Genomic DNA, 13,441 nt, shown 5'->3' with positions numbered 1-13,441 from the left:
ACCCGCCCGCTCCCTCCTGGCCGCAGCAGCACGGCGGCGGAGCCCGGGGACCGGTGGGCGAGCCGGCGGCGGCCTGTCAGGTGTGCGGGGCGATGCCCGCCGCGCCGGTGACCGTGCGCGGGCACCAGGGCATGGTGGTGATGATGCGGTTCCTGCGGCGGGAGGGGGTGTTCTGCCGTACCTGCGCGCTGGCGAGCTTCCGGGACATGCAGGCCGACACCATGGTGATGGGCTGGTGGGGACCGCTGTCGGTGTTCATCACGCCCTTCACGCTGCTGGCCAACCTCGGGGCGTTGTCCGGCATCAAGCGCATTCCCGAGCCGGTGGCGCCGGGCTGGCGGCCGCCACTGCATCCGGGCAAGCCGGTGTTCCGGCGGCCGGCGGGCATCCTCGCCCTGATCCCGCTGAGCCTGGTCGGCCTCGTGGTGGCCGCGATTCCGGTGCTTTTGATCATCGGCCTGGTGGTCGGACCGAGTCACAGCACCGACAGCACCGACAGCACCGGAAGCACCGACGCCTACCCGACCCACGACTACCCGACCCTCACGGTCGGCTCGTGCGCCCGCAACGACGCCGCCTGGCCCATGGACGATCTCAAGCCCGAGCCCTGTGACTCCGCCGCCGCGCAGTACAGCGTCCACCCCTGGACGAACCCCGACTGCCCGGCCGGGGAACACTCCGCCGGCCCGATGTACAGCAAGAACCACGACAGGCCGCTGTGCCTGCGCCCCCTGAAGCGCTAGACCCCGTCCAGCACCGCCCGCCACTCGGCAACCGCCGCCGCCGACACGGGCCCGTCCCAGCCCCCCGGCCGGGCGGCCCCGCCGATGTGAAAGGCGTCGATCCCGGCGGCCCTGAGCTGTGGCACATGCTCCAGCCGCAGTCCGCCGCCGACCATGATCCGCGGCTCGTAGCCGGGCTCCCCGCACCGAGCCGCCTCGGCGAGCAGTGTGGGGAGGCCTTCGTCCACCCCGGCGGCCGAACCGGCCGTGAGGTAGGTGTCGTGCCCCGGCAGGCCGTCCAGCTGCTTGCGCAGGGCGTCCCGGTCCGCGGCCCGGTCGATCGCGCGGTGGAAGGTCCACCGGCAGCCGTCGAGTTCGGCCACGAGCCGCTCCACGGCGTCCAGGTCGACCTGCCCGTCCGCGTCGAGGAACCCGAGCACGAACTGGTCGGCCCCGGCCGCCCGCATCTCCCGTGCCACCCGGACCAGCCGCGCGACTCCTTCGGCGTCTCCCGCCGCGAACCCGTCCGCCGGCCGCAGCATCACGCGCAGGTCGATGTCGACGGCGGCACGGATCCCGGCGAAGGTCTCGACCGGCGGGGTCAGCCCGTCGGCCGCCATGTCGGCGACCAGCTCCAGCCGGTCCGCGCCTCCGGCCTGGGCGGCGACCGCGTCCTCGGCGTCGAGGGCGATCACCTCCAGGACTGCACGCATGCTCATAGGACCCCTTCCGTCGGTGTTCCCCTGGAGCGGCTACAGGTCTAGTCCAATCTCAGGGTACGACGACGGACCGGACACCCGCGAGATCACCCCCAATTCAGCCCCCTGGGGGTCCCCCCACGCCCTTGAGGCAGTGGGGGAGTTTGAGGAGCGGGGGTCCGGGGGCCCACCCCCGGTACGGGACGGGTAGGGGCGGCGGGGGCGACCCAGCGTGTTCGGAACGACCTCCTGCGGCCGGTGACCGGGGGCCCGCGCCCCTGCGCATGCCGAGGGGTCGGCCGGGGCGAGATCGCCCCGGTACCTGCCGCAGCCGCGGCCCGTCAGCCGAACATGTTCAGCTCCGCCGCCTCCGCTCCCACCAGCTCGTACGACGTGCCCTCCGGCACGGAACGGCCCGCGTAGAGCCGTACCAGGGTTGCGGAGTGGCCCATGAACCGCGCCGGGTTCCGCTCCCCGCTCGCCTCCCCCAGCAGCAGCGGCTCGTCCACGTCGTCGAGGTCGGCGTGCAGCGGCAGGCGGCCCCGCTCGCGGGTGATCCGAGCGAGGAGGGCGAGGGCGTCCGGGAGGCCGGGGCCTCCGTAAGCGTTCGGCTCACCCCAGACGTCCCGTACGTCGCCCGCGTGCACCCACTCGCCCAGCGCGACCCGGTCCAGCACACCGCCCGCCTTGGCGATCGCCGGTCCCGCCTCGGTCATCCCGCGCTCCAGCTCGTCCACGACCTGCTGGTTCGTCCAGTCGGCGCGCTCGGCGATGTCCCGGTCGTTGGAGGCGGGCGAGAAGACACCCTCCTCGAAACGGCTCTCCACCACCCGCAGCAGGGCGGAGGAACAGTGCGCGAGCACGTCCCGCACCGTCCACCCCGGACACGCGGTGGTCGGAAGGGCGAAGTCCGCGTCCGGGCGGGCGCGGAGCAGCGGGATCAGGGCGTCGCGCTCGACGGTCAGGAGGCGTCCGGGCAGTTCGGGGTCGCGTACGTCGTCAGTTGTCGTCATGGGGGCCACGCTAGGGGCACCGGGTGATCGACGGGAGAGGCCGCAGCCGCCGGAGAGGCGGGAGAATGAGCGCATGGCCGATCACGCCCGCCCCGATGTCGACGCCCTGCGCACCCGCTGGACCCGCGCCCTGGAAGGCGCCCGGGCCCCCGCCGCCGGCCCCGACCCGGCCCCGTACGCGGACAACCTCATCGCCCGCTGGCAGGAACCGCAGCGCCACTACCACACCCTCGCGCACCTCACGGCGGTCCTCGACCACGTCGACGTACTGGAGAAGTACGCGGCCGACCCGGACGTCGTGCGCCTCGCCGCCTGGTTCCACGACGCGGTCTACTTCCCCGACCGCTCCGAGAACGAGGAACGCTCGGCCCGCCTCGCCGAGCGCGCCCTCCCCGAGGCGGGTGTCTCGGAGGCGAAGACCGCCGAGGTGGCCCGCCTGGTCCGCCTCACGGTCACCCACGACCCGGCCGACGACGACCGGAACGGCCAGGTCCTGTGTGACGCGGACCTCGCGATCCTGGCCTCGCCCCCGTCGGCGTACGCCGCCTACACGGCCGCCGTACGCGAGGAGTACCACTTCGTCCCGAGCGACGCCTTCCGCACGGGCCGCGCCGCGATCCTGCGCCAACTCCTCGACCTGCCGAGGCTGTTCAGGACGCCGTACGGCCGGACGGAGTGGGAGGCCACGGCCCGGTACAACCTCACCTCCGAGCTGGAAATGCTGTCGCTTCCGACCGGCCCGGCCGCATAGTCTGCGCCCCATGCATGCATGGGGCGGGGATCAGGTGGAAGAGGCCGTGGCGGGCTGCGTGGCAGCGCTGCGGCCTGCGGTGGACCGGGACTGGTCGGAGGTGAAGGCTTCCGGGCTGGAGTGGAACTGCCACGAGACGGCGTTCCACATCGCCGAGGACCTCATCGGGTACGCCGCCAACCTGGCCGGAGGCGCCAAGGACGGCTACGTCCCCTTCGAGATCACCCTCGACGACGGCACCGACAACACCGGCCTGCTGCACCTGATCGAGTCGATGGGCGCCCTGCTCGCCGCGGCCGTCCGCACCGCGCCGCGCGAGGCCCGCGGCTTCCACCCGTACCCGTTCCGCAGCGCCAACCGCGAGGGCTTCGCGGCGATGGGCGTCGCCGAGGTCCTCGCCCACACGTACGACATCGCGGGCGGCCTGGGCCTGGAGTACGAACCTCCGGCCGCACTGGCCGAGTCCGTCCTCACCCGCATCTTCCCGCACGTCCAGCCGAGCCCCGACCCCTGGCGCACCTTCCTGTGGGCCACCGGCCGGGGCGAACTCCCAGGCCGCGCTCGCCTCACCGAGTGGCGCTGGAACAACAACCTCGTCCTCCCCACCGACCGCCTCACCCTCCAGGGCATCACCCCCGCGGCCGCACGCGACCTGGCGTCGGGCGGCGACGGCGGCTTCGACTGGCTCGACGGCGGCCCCTTCGAGGGCACCCGGGAGGCCGCCGGCTTCATGCTGAAGGCGTACGAAGAGGGCGCGCACCGCCCGGAGTTCGGCGTCTTCGCCCTCGTCCGCCGTGAGGACGGCCGCGCCATCGGCGGCATCGGCTTCCACGGCGTCCCCGACGAGGAGGGCCGCACCGAGATCGGCTACGACCTCACCGAACCGGCCCGCGGCCACGGCTACGCGACCGAGGCCCTGCGCGCCCTGTCCGACTGGGCCCTGGCAAGGGACGACGTCCACACCCTCTTCGCCACGATCGAACGGGACAACGTCCCCTCCCATGCGGTGGTCACCCGCGCCGGCTTCAGGAAGACGGGCGAGGACGAGGAGGGGCTGGTCTACGAACTGGGGCGCTGAGGCCTGCCCTTCGCCCGCCGCAACCCCGCCCCCGTCAGCAGCCGCACCACCTCCCGGCTGCTGACCTCCACCGCGCCCGCCGCAACCACCTCCGCATACCGGTGCGACGGGATGTCGTAGTGGTCCCTCTCGAAGGCACGCGGGGGGACGCCCAGCTTCTCGGCGAACGCGTGCAGTTCGTCGAAGGAGACGTCGCTGATCAGGTGGGACCACATGCGGCCGTGGCCGGGCCAGGTCGGTGGGTCGATGTACACCGTCACGAGGACGACGCCCCGCCCGTGGCCGAGGCCAGCGTGCCGACCGCGGCGACCTTCACGCCCGCCTTGTGGCAGACCCAGTGCGGGTCGGGGCCGAGTTCGGGCTCGACGTCGAGGGCGTGCGGGTCACCGCCGCCGCAGACCGGGCACAGGGGCCAGCGGCCGTATTTCTCCAGCAGGGCGTCCTGGACGTCCTGTGCGACCAGCCCGGCGACGTACCCGACGCCCTCCGGCCACTGCTCCACCCACCATCGCCGCTGGACGACGGACTCCTCGACCATGGACACCACGTCCGCCGCGGCGACCTCGCCCGCGGCCAGATCGGCGAGTACAAGGGCGCGTGCAGCGTGCAGCGCCTGCTCCAGAGGGCTGATGGGGTGCATGCCCCCATTGTGCGCACTCTTGACCGGGACGCCGAGCCGAAAATATCTTTCACTCGTGACCCAGGACGTGAAGGAAATTTTCGCCGGTTCGGCGGGCCGGGCGAGCGCGCCTCCCGCTCCCGCCGCCCTCGCCGCGAAGGTGCGCACGCTCGCGCCCTCCATGACCCGCTCCATGCAGCGCGTCGCCGAGGCCGTCGCGGGCGACCCGGCCGGCTGCGCGGCCCTCACGGTCACCGGCCTCGCCGAGCTCACCGGCACCAGCGAGGCGACGGTCGTACGGACGGCCCGGCTGCTCGGGTATCCGGGATACCGGGATCTGCGGCTCGCCCTCGCCGGCCTGGCGGCGCAGCAGCAGTCCGGGCGGGCGCCCGCCATCACCACCGACATCGCGGTCGACGATCCGATCGCCGACGTCGTGGCGAAACTCGCCTACGACGAGCAGCAGACGCTGGCCGACACGGCGGCCGGGCTGGACACGGTCCAGCTGGGGGCGGCGGTCGCCGCGGCGGCGGTCGCGCGGCGCATCGATGTGTACGGCGTCGGGGCGTCCGGCCTCGTCGCCCAGGACCTCACCCAGAAGCTGCTGCGGATAGGGCTGATAGCCCAGGCGCACAGTGACCCGCATCTGGCCGTGACGAACGCGGTGCAGTTGCGGTCGGGGGACGTCGCCATCGCGATCACGCACTCCGGGTCCACCGGGGACGTCATCGAGCCGTTGCGGGTCGCCTTCGAGCGCGGGGCCACGACGGTGGCGATCACGGGGCGGCCGGACGGGGCGGTCGCCCAGTACGCCGACCATGTGCTGACGACGTCGACCGCGCGGGAGAGCGAGCTGAGGCCCGCGGCCATGTCCTCCCGGACCAGTCAACTCCTCGTGGTGGACTGCCTGTTCGTGGGGGTGGCGCAGAAGACGTACGAGACGGCTGCGCCCGCGCTGGCCGCTTCGTACGAGGCACTGGCGCACCGGCACCGCAGGTAGTCACAGGCAGTCACAGCAGACGTCGCAGGCAGTGCAGGCAGTCGCAGACACGAGACCGGACCGCACATCTGAAAGAGCCGCCCCCATGACCTCCACCTCCAACCCCCGTGATCTCCGCGCCGAGTTGGAATCGCTGACCACCGAGGCCTTCCGGCCCGAGCTCGCCGAGATCGACCGGCTGCCCACGCTCGACATCGCCCGGCTCATGAACGGCGAGGACGCCACCGTGCCGGCAGCCGTGGCCCGGCAGCTTCCGTCCATCGCCGCCGCCATCGACGCCGTCGCCGAACGGATGGCGCGGGGCGGGCGGCTGATCTACGCCGGTGCGGGCACCGCCGGCCGGCTCGGCGTGCTGGACGCCTCCGAGTGCCCGCCCACCTTCAACACCGACCCCGAGCAGGTCGTGGGCCTGATCGCGGGCGGCCCCGACGCCATGGTCACCTCCGTCGAGGGCGCCGAGGACTCCGCGGAGCTCGCCCGCGGCGACCTCGACGCCCTGCGCCTGCTCGCCGCCGACACCGTGGTCGGCGTCTCCGCCTCCGGCCGCACCCCGTACGCGATCGCCGCCGTGCGGCACGCCCGCGAACTGGGGGCGCTGACCATCGGCCTCGCCTGCAACGCGGACAGCGCGCTCGCGGCGGCCGCCGAGCACGGCATCGAGGTCGTGGTCGGCCCGGAGCTGCTCACCGGCTCCACCCGCCTGAAGGCGGGCACGGCGCAGAAGCTCGTCCTCAACATGCTCTCCACGATCACGATGATCCGGCTCGGCAAGACGTACGGGAACCTGATGGTCGACGTACGCGCCTCCAACGAGAAGCTGCGCGCCCGCTCACGAAGGATCGTCGCCCTCGCCACGGGCGCCTCGGACGACGAGATCGAACGCGCCCTCGCGGCCACCGACGGCGAGGTGAAGAACGCGATCCTCACCATCCTGGCGGAGGTGGACGGCCCCACGGCGGCACGTCTGCTGGAGGACTCGGACGGGCATCTGCGGGCGGCACTGGCGGCTGCGGCCCGCTGATCGTCAGGGCTGCAAGACCCGGATGCACGAGGCGGCACAGGTTGCCCGTGCGGCGGTCACCCGTAAGGTGTGCGCCGACGGGCACGGACCGGCTCACAGGACGTACAGCCGCGGCGAGGAAGGAGCCCCGCGATGCACCACACCCACTGGAGGCCGGCCCGCGACAAGAAGCTGGCCGAGGAGGTCACTTTCATCGCACATTCGGCTGCCTGACACCGAGGGCTGCGGTGTAATCACCCCTCAGCAAGGCAGCCGGCCTTCGTTGTTGGCCCTGCGCACCCGAGCCCGCAACACCGCCTCCGGCGGCGCCACCCCCACCGCCTCCGGCGGGCACTCCCACTCCCGGCCGCCGCCGACCGGACGCAACTGCACCCGGCCGCCCACATGCCCCATGACCTCACCGACCCGCCCGTCCCGCACATCGGTTGCGTACGCACCGACCGCCGGCCGCTCCCCGCGCAGTACCGACGCCAGCTTCTCCGCCGTACGGACATTGCAGCGCCCGAGGTCGACGAGCGCGAACGGCTCCTCGCTCGCCGCGGTCACGGGATCGACGCAGAGGGACGGCAGAGCCACCCCGACGCCCGTGAGGGCCTCACGCAGGTTTTCGACGACTTCTTCGGTCGACCGCACGTCGCTCGTACCTCCACGCTGAGTTCGCTGTTCGCAACACAGCGTGGCCGCAACACCCCTAACCTGGCCATACGCAAAGTTCCAACAACCCCCTCCGTCCGACAGGGAGTTGCACATGCCGGGACCGAAGGACCTCGATCCGTCGTCATCGCCGCGGGCTCTGCTGGGCGCGGAGTTGCGGCACGCACGCGAGCAGGCCGGACTGAGCCAGGACGAACTGGGGTTACGGCTGTTTGTGAGCGGCTCGTTCATCGGGCAGCTGGAGGCGGGGACGCGGCGGATGCAGCCGGAGTATGCGCGGATGCTGGACGAAGTCTTGGAGACGGGGGGCTTCTTCGCGCGGAACTGCCGGGCGGCGGCCAAGTCGAAGTACCTGGAGGATTTCGCGGAGGCGGCGGAGGCCGAGGCGCAGGCCACGGCGATCCGAGAGTACGCGCCGCTCCTGATCCCCGGGCTGCTACAGACACCCGCGTACGCACGGGCCGTGAACCGTGCATACGACCCGACGGCATCGGAGGAGACGATCGATGAGTGGGTGGACGGCCGGTTGGAGCGGATCCGCCTGCTCGACCACCCAACAAGGCCGGTGTTGTGGGTGGTACTTGACGAGGCGGCACTACGCCGGGAGACAGGCGGCCGGGCGGTGATGGCAGAAGCCCTGCGCCACATCGCCGGTCTGGCCCGGCGAAGGCGGGTCATCGTGCAGATGCTGCCGTTCAGCGCGGGAGCACACACGGCGATGGAGGGTGCCCTGAAGCTGATGGAGTTCGAGGACGCCCCTCCGCTCGTCTACTACGAGGGGCCGGGCACCGGACGCCTGGAAGACGACCCAGCCACGGTCGCCCGACTGAGGTTCAGATTCGATCTCCTCGTGGCCTCTGCGCTCCCGCAGCAGAAGTCCCTGGCTCTCATCGAGGCGTTGGCGCAGGATTACGCCCATGAGGAACACCCCTGACTACGACCCGAGCACATCCACCTGGCGCAGGTCGAGCTACAGCGGCGGCGGCGGCAACAACTGCCTCGAAGTAGCCGACGGCGATCCCTCGATGGTCCCCGTCCGCGACTCCAAGAACCCCCTCGGCCCGAAGCTCGTGTTCCAGGCCGAGGCATGGACCGCGTTCGTCGAGGACGTGCGGGCCCACTAAGCAACCGTTGCCGCCTGGTGGGCGTTCAGGGCGGAGCGGATCTCCTGCTCGTCCGCCTGGCTGAGCGAGGTGTGCAGGACCTCGCCGCCGAACCGGGCTATACGCGGCAGCGCCTTGTCCGCGGTGGCGTCGTAGATCACCGCGATCACCGCGGCGTGCCCGGGTGCCAGGCGCTCGCCGAGGCTCTTGATGAACTGGGTCCGTTCGTCGTCCTCGGCGGTCGCGCCGACCGCTCCGCCCGCGGCCGCGCCGATGGCGGCGCCGAGCAGCGGCTGAAGGAGCAGCAGCCCGATCAGACCTCCCCACAGTGCACCGCCCAGGGCGCCGGAGGCGGCGGGGTGGGGCCTGCCGGGGATCTTCACCTCACCGTCGTGGTCACGGATGAGCAGTACCGCGTCGGCCACATGCACGGTGTGTTCGGTGTGCAGGGCGCGCAGTTCCGTGAGCGCCTGCTCGGCGACGGTCTCACTGGGGTACGCGACGGCGATCATGTCGGTCATCGGAATTCCTCCTGGTACGACGGGACGCCGGCCGACGGCCTTGAGAGTGTTCCCGGCCCTCGATCCACAGCGCCTTGCGATGACCCCATCCTGGAGTTTGTCGATCGTCTTAGTCAAGTGACAAAGTCGAATTACTGAGAAGAGTTGCCGAGCCGTGCACCGCCCGTCGTCAGGCGCCTGCGAGGGTGTGGCGACCGGGCGGGAATGCACTACCGGGGCTGGCGGGACCACGAGGACATGGCGGGGCGCCTCGCCGCGGGTGCCGATACGGAGAGGTGGGGCGCCGGAGGAAACCATCGACGCCTGGGTGGAAGGCCGTATGGAGCGGACCCGCGTGCTCGACCACCCGACACCCTCCGCTGGTCCACTTCGAGGGGCCTCGTGGCATCCGCCCACAAGTCGGGCTACAGCCAAGGCGGCAACGACTGCCTGTCCGTCACCGACGCTTACGCCGGCGTCGTGCCCGCGCGCGATTCAAAGAACCCTGACGGCCCGAAGCTGGCTTTCGGTACGGCGGCCTGGGCGGCGTTCGTCGAGGGTGTGGCGTCGATGACGTGACCGGCGCGGGGGTACCGCGTCCGCGCGTCGCTGCCTTGTGAAGCTGTTCCATCTCCCAGCCGCCGGCGCGCCCCGGCTCGTTGCCTTCGAACACGACGACCACGCGTCCGTCCTGTGCCTTCACGGTGCTTCTGGTTCCCGTGTCGAGGCCGTCCCCGGTCCCCCTCCACCATTTCTGGTGGTCAATGGTGAGCTCGGTCCAGCGATAGGCCCGCAGGACACCTCGGGTGGCCACCACGACACCGTGCTGGAAGCAGTACAGCCGGGGGGTGGGGCCACCCACGCGCCGCTCGATGACGTCCGTGAAGAGGCCGTAGCCCATGAGCAGGGTCCCCGTCACACCGAGGGGAACGAACCAGCCGTGCAACATGCCGCCCTCTCCTCTGACGATGTGCACCAGATCGAGTGCGGTGGCCCATCCGGAGGCCACGGTAAAGGGCCCGAAGAAGATCCAAGCATGCGAATAGGCGGGGCAGGCGAACCGCACATAGCGGCCGTAGCCGGCGTCCGCCCCCATGGCCAGCGCTCTGTCACGCTCCCGCTTACCCTTGCCCATGACGCCTCCCCGTGTTCTTGAGGCATGTTGCCCACCCTGAGCCCCCGAGCAACGGAAGGACCGGGCCGACCGACCATGAACCACGCCCAACTGACCGCCCTGGGCCGCGCCCTCCGCCTCCTCGGCGAGCACGGCGAGGCCCTCACCGCCGACACCCCCGACTCCAGGCTCCACGAGGTCAAGGCCGACCTCCGCCGCGCCCTGGACCTGCTGGACGAGAGCGTCACGTCCGCCGCGCCCGCCACCCGCTGCCGCGAGCACCCGAACGGCCCGGTCGACGAGAACGCCCACGACCTCTGCCTGCTCTGCGAGACCCGGCGCCGGGCGGCCCGCCGCGCCGAGTTCAACGGCGGCCCCGTACCCGCGCACACCACCGAGACCGTCCCTTCCCGATACGGCGTCAGCGCCGACCGCCCGCAGCCCCAGCAGCGCTGGCTGGCGGAGGCGTGGAACGGCCAGACCTGGCACCTGTGCGGCACGCCGAGGCGGGACCGCCGCGAGACCGAGCTGTACCTCGCTGCTCAACGCCGCGGCCCGCGCCCCGCAATGGCGTACCGGCTGGTGCACGAGTTCACCGACTACGAGGTGCTGCGCGTCTGGGGCACACCGGTGAAGGTCGACATCGAGCCGCTCGGAAACCTCTAGCGCCGCCTACTTGAGCAGCGGGAGCGGTGCGAACTCGTACCCCTCCCACAGCCGCCGCGAGATCTCCTCCGGATACGGCCCGACCTGCGCCTTCGGCCCGGCGTCCAGCACCTGGACCAGGCGCTCCCCCGCCTCGAACGCCGGCCAGCCCGGATCCCCCGTCCGCGCGAACGCCGTCCAGGACTCCCGGAAACGCGACGACAGCGCCTCCCCCTCCGCGGTGGCCCCCGTACCCGCGAACAGCAGTTGCCCCAGGTCCGCCTGGAACGTGCCGAACAGCAGCGGGATGTCCAGCCCGTGGCAGGCGCCGAGGCCGCCCCCGCCGCCGGGAGCCGCCCAGGTCAGCTCGTAGACATGGGCACGCCCGCCGCCCGTGAGCTGTGCCTCGGCCAGGTGCAGGGAGGGCATGTTGAACAACCAGTCCGTCTGCACGCGCTCGAACAGCTCACCCGGCGTGGCCTCCGGGAAGGCCGCGCGGTACGCCCGCTCCCCGTCCGGGCCCGGCCCGAACGTCCGCAGCGCCCAGCCCGCCTGCTCCTCCCCGATCTTGCCCAGCATCCCTCCGAGGGCGAGGAACAGCCGGAACTCGTCCCGGTTGTGCCCGACGAGCAGGTCGACGTCCTTCCCCGCACCCGCCCTCAGCGCCTGCCAGGGCGTGCACGGCAGCACCTCGCCGTCGACCACCGGCGAGAAGGGGGTCGCCGTCGGGGCCACCTGCCCCCACCGGTCCGCGTACGACATCATCCGCGCGCTCAACGCCTCGCCCACCGAGGTCAGTTGCCGGGGATCGACGGTGGCGAGATCGGCCGCCGTCGGCCGCAGGCCCGTCTCCTCCGCGATGGCGGAAGCGATGTCACGGGCCAGCTCGCCGGAGAAGTAGGTCCCCGGCACACTCTGCGCGACGGCCCGCCGGAACAGCCCCCGCGCGCTCGGCATCGCCAGCAACGAGGCCACCGACCCGGCCCCCGCGGACTCACCGAAGACGGTCACCTGCCCGGGATCCCCGCCGAACCCTTCAATGTTGTCCCGCACCCACTCCAGCGCAGCCACCTGGTCGAGCAGCCCCCGATTGGCAGGCGCCCCCTCGATGAGCGCGAAGCCCTCGATCCCCACCCGGTAGTTGAGCGTCACGACGACCACGTCACCGTCACGGGCGATGCGCTGGGCGTCGTAACCGGGACTGCCGGAGTGCCCGAGCTTGTAGGCGCCGCCGTAGATCCACACCATCACCGGCCGAAGACCGCCCGGATCCGCCTCCGGGGTCCAGACATTGACGGTCAGCCAGTCGTCGCCCTCGGGAACGTTCAGCACGGCCCTGCGCCCCTGGAAGCCGGACTCCTGCGGAGGCGGCGGCCCGAACTCGTACGCCTCCCGGGTCCCCTCCCAGGCCCGCACCGGCCGGGGCGCCCCGAACCGCTCCTTCCCGACGGGCGGTTCGGCGAACGGAATGCCGCGGAACACCGTCAGCCCGTCCTCACGGCGCCCACGCACCGCTCCGCCGACGGTACGCACGACAGTGGTCGTCATCATCAACTCCTGGTTGGGAACTTGCCGAGCCGTTCGATCAATGCGCGCGTCTGCTGCTCGTCGATCTCGTACACGGTCTCGTGGGCCCGCGGATCACGCGCGTGGAAGGTGTGGAACATCGGGCCCGATGCACCGTCGCCCAGCTCCACCAACGAGGCCGACGCCCCGCGCACCGCGCGTTCGGTGCCGGGAGGTGTCGTCAGGTCGATGCGGTTGACCACGCCCGGTGTGACCCACACCGGGATCGCCGCGAGCAGCCCGAAGAGCTGGAGGTGGAAGTGCCCGGTGAGCACGACCCGGACGTCGGTGCCACGAATCGCCTCCGCCAGGGCCGAAGGATTGCGCAGCCCGAAGACGCGCTGGGTCTCGATGTCCAAGGCGATCGGCGGGTGATGCAGCGCGAGGACGGTCCCATGGGGCGCGGGCGTGGCCAAGACATCCCGTAGCCAGGCAAGTTGCTCCGCACCGACCCACCCGTGCACCTTGCCCGGCACGAGCGAGTCCAGGGTGACGAAACGCCACCCGTCCACCGCACTGACCGCCGCCCGCTCCCCCGCCGCGGACTCGAGAACGGTCTCGGCCCGCTCGGTCCCGTCCGCAGCCAGATGCCCGCTGCCCAGCACCTTCCCGAAGGCCCGGCGCTCGTCGTGGTTGCCCGTCGTGCAGAACACGGGCGCGTTCAGCGGCAGCGCGAACCCGGTCACCAGCTCTCGTACGATCGTGTACGCCTCCACTGCCCCGTCGTCGGCGAGGTCACCGGTGACGACGATCGCGTCCACGCCCCGCTGGTGGCGCAGTTCGGCGAGCATGAGACGGAGGGAGTCGGTGGCGTTGACGCCGTGCCTGTTGGGGGCGTCGGCACGCTCGATGTGAGTGTCGGAGAGGTGCAGGATCCTCATGCCCCCGAACGCTAGCCGTAGTTGACCTCGGCAACCAGAACGTCGACGAGGCCGAAGGCCGATGGGGGTCCGGGGG

Annotated in this window: 17 protein-coding genes; 9 read left to right on the top strand and 8 right to left on the bottom strand. The window is 71.8% G+C overall.

What is annotated here, in order from left to right:
- Positions 1 to 92 precede the first annotated feature (92 nt).
- Complete coding sequence (locus ACFY1E_RS44720) at positions 93 to 743, top strand: hypothetical protein (protein WP_389087498.1); 651 nt, start codon at positions 93 to 95, stop codon at positions 741 to 743.
- Here the strand turns inward: ACFY1E_RS44720 and ACFY1E_RS44715 are convergent.
- Positions 740 to 1,441 (bottom strand): copper homeostasis protein CutC, encoded by a 702-nt coding sequence (locus tag ACFY1E_RS44715; protein ID WP_389087496.1) that lies wholly within the window; start codon positions 1,439 to 1,441, stop codon positions 740 to 742. The two genes, ACFY1E_RS44720 and ACFY1E_RS44715, sit on opposite strands and share 4 nt — an antisense overlap.
- A gap of 320 nt (positions 1,442 to 1,761) precedes the next feature.
- Complete coding sequence (locus ACFY1E_RS44710) at positions 1,762 to 2,433, bottom strand: maleylpyruvate isomerase family mycothiol-dependent enzyme (protein WP_389087493.1); 672 nt, start codon at positions 2,431 to 2,433, stop codon at positions 1,762 to 1,764.
- Positions 2,434 to 2,506: 73 nt separating this feature from the next.
- Between ACFY1E_RS44710 and ACFY1E_RS44705 the strand changes: the two genes are divergently transcribed.
- A complete protein-coding gene (locus ACFY1E_RS44705) occupies positions 2,507 to 3,184 on the top strand; it encodes a hypothetical protein (RefSeq protein ID WP_389087491.1) in 678 nt (225 codons plus the stop codon).
- A gap of 10 nt (positions 3,185 to 3,194) precedes the next feature.
- Complete coding sequence (locus tag ACFY1E_RS44700; RefSeq protein WP_389087488.1) at positions 3,195 to 4,262, top strand: GNAT family N-acetyltransferase; 1,068 nt, start codon at positions 3,195 to 3,197, stop codon at positions 4,260 to 4,262.
- On the opposite strand, the gene ACFY1E_RS44695 is transcribed toward ACFY1E_RS44700, so the two are convergent.
- Together ACFY1E_RS44695 and ACFY1E_RS44690 are read right to left on the bottom strand one after the other, a co-directional pair.
- The gene (locus ACFY1E_RS44695) at positions 4,244 to 4,522 is read right to left on the bottom strand and encodes a DUF4031 domain-containing protein (protein WP_389087486.1); all 279 of its coding nucleotides are present in this window, start codon (positions 4,520 to 4,522) and stop codon (positions 4,244 to 4,246) included. The genes ACFY1E_RS44700 and ACFY1E_RS44695 overlap by 19 nt on opposite strands.
- Positions 4,519 to 4,902 carry a hypothetical protein gene (locus ACFY1E_RS44690; protein ID WP_389087483.1) on the bottom strand — a complete coding sequence of 128 codons (384 nt, stop codon included), beginning with the start codon at positions 4,900 to 4,902 and terminating at the stop codon, positions 4,519 to 4,521. The genes ACFY1E_RS44695 and ACFY1E_RS44690 overlap by 4 nt, the downstream gene beginning before the upstream one ends.
- A 55-nt stretch (positions 4,903 to 4,957) precedes the next feature.
- Between ACFY1E_RS44690 and ACFY1E_RS44685 the strand changes: the two genes are divergently transcribed.
- Together ACFY1E_RS44685 and murQ are read left to right on the top strand one after the other, a co-directional pair.
- Positions 4,958 to 5,881 (top strand): MurR/RpiR family transcriptional regulator, encoded by a 924-nt coding sequence (locus tag ACFY1E_RS44685; protein WP_389087481.1) that lies wholly within the window; start codon positions 4,958 to 4,960, stop codon positions 5,879 to 5,881.
- Positions 5,882 to 5,966: 85 nt separating this feature from the next.
- The gene (gene murQ, locus ACFY1E_RS44680) at positions 5,967 to 6,902 is read left to right on the top strand and encodes an N-acetylmuramic acid 6-phosphate etherase (protein ID WP_389087479.1); all 936 of its coding nucleotides are present in this window, start codon (positions 5,967 to 5,969) and stop codon (positions 6,900 to 6,902) included.
- Between the two features lie 240 nt (positions 6,903 to 7,142).
- On the opposite strand, the gene ACFY1E_RS44675 is transcribed toward murQ, so the two are convergent.
- The gene (locus ACFY1E_RS44675; RefSeq protein WP_389087476.1) at positions 7,143 to 7,535 is read right to left on the bottom strand and encodes a hypothetical protein; all 393 of its coding nucleotides are present in this window, start codon (positions 7,533 to 7,535) and stop codon (positions 7,143 to 7,145) included.
- Between the two features lie 115 nt (positions 7,536 to 7,650).
- Here ACFY1E_RS44675 and ACFY1E_RS44670 point away from each other — a divergent pair, with 115 nt between their 5' ends.
- Together ACFY1E_RS44670 and ACFY1E_RS44665 are read left to right on the top strand one after the other, a co-directional pair.
- Positions 7,651 to 8,490, top strand: coding sequence for a Scr1 family TA system antitoxin-like transcriptional regulator (locus tag ACFY1E_RS44670; RefSeq protein WP_389087474.1), 840 nt, complete (start codon positions 7,651 to 7,653; stop codon positions 8,488 to 8,490).
- A complete protein-coding gene (locus tag ACFY1E_RS44665) occupies positions 8,474 to 8,680 on the top strand; it encodes a DUF397 domain-containing protein (RefSeq protein ID WP_389087471.1) in 207 nt (68 codons plus the stop codon). Before ACFY1E_RS44670 ends, ACFY1E_RS44665 begins: the two co-directional genes overlap by 17 nt.
- Here the strand turns inward: ACFY1E_RS44665 and ACFY1E_RS44660 are convergent.
- Positions 8,677 to 9,180: a DUF1269 domain-containing protein gene (locus tag ACFY1E_RS44660; protein WP_389087469.1), complete on the bottom strand. Its 504-nt coding sequence runs from the start codon at positions 9,178 to 9,180 to the stop codon at positions 8,677 to 8,679. The genes ACFY1E_RS44665 and ACFY1E_RS44660 overlap by 4 nt on opposite strands.
- A gap of 204 nt (positions 9,181 to 9,384) precedes the next feature.
- Here ACFY1E_RS44660 and ACFY1E_RS44655 point away from each other — a divergent pair, with 204 nt between their 5' ends.
- Together ACFY1E_RS44655 and ACFY1E_RS44650 are read left to right on the top strand one after the other, a co-directional pair.
- The gene (locus ACFY1E_RS44655; protein WP_389087466.1) at positions 9,385 to 9,738 is read left to right on the top strand and encodes a DUF397 domain-containing protein; all 354 of its coding nucleotides are present in this window, start codon (positions 9,385 to 9,387) and stop codon (positions 9,736 to 9,738) included.
- A gap of 631 nt (positions 9,739 to 10,369) precedes the next feature.
- Positions 10,370 to 10,939, top strand: coding sequence for a hypothetical protein (locus tag ACFY1E_RS44650; protein ID WP_389087464.1), 570 nt, complete (start codon positions 10,370 to 10,372; stop codon positions 10,937 to 10,939).
- A 6-nt stretch (positions 10,940 to 10,945) separates the two neighbouring features.
- Here the strand turns inward: ACFY1E_RS44650 and ACFY1E_RS44645 are convergent, their stop codons facing one another.
- On the bottom strand, positions 10,946 to 12,466 hold the full coding sequence (locus tag ACFY1E_RS44645; protein WP_389087462.1) for a carboxylesterase/lipase family protein: 1,521 nt from the start codon (positions 12,464 to 12,466) through the stop codon (positions 10,946 to 10,948).
- A 2-nt stretch (positions 12,467 to 12,468) separates the two neighbouring features.
- Positions 12,469 to 13,365: a metallophosphoesterase family protein gene (locus ACFY1E_RS44640; protein WP_389087460.1), complete on the bottom strand. Its 897-nt coding sequence runs from the start codon at positions 13,363 to 13,365 to the stop codon at positions 12,469 to 12,471.
- Positions 13,366 to 13,441 lie beyond the last annotated feature (76 nt).

Origin of the sequence: Streptomyces sp. NPDC001604 (assembly GCF_042893475.1) — a bacterium.
Classification (GTDB): Bacteria; Actinomycetota; Actinomycetes; order Streptomycetales; family Streptomycetaceae; genus Streptomyces.
Note: the sequence above shows the minus strand (reverse complement) of the source record. Positions and strands in the feature narration are given on the sequence as shown.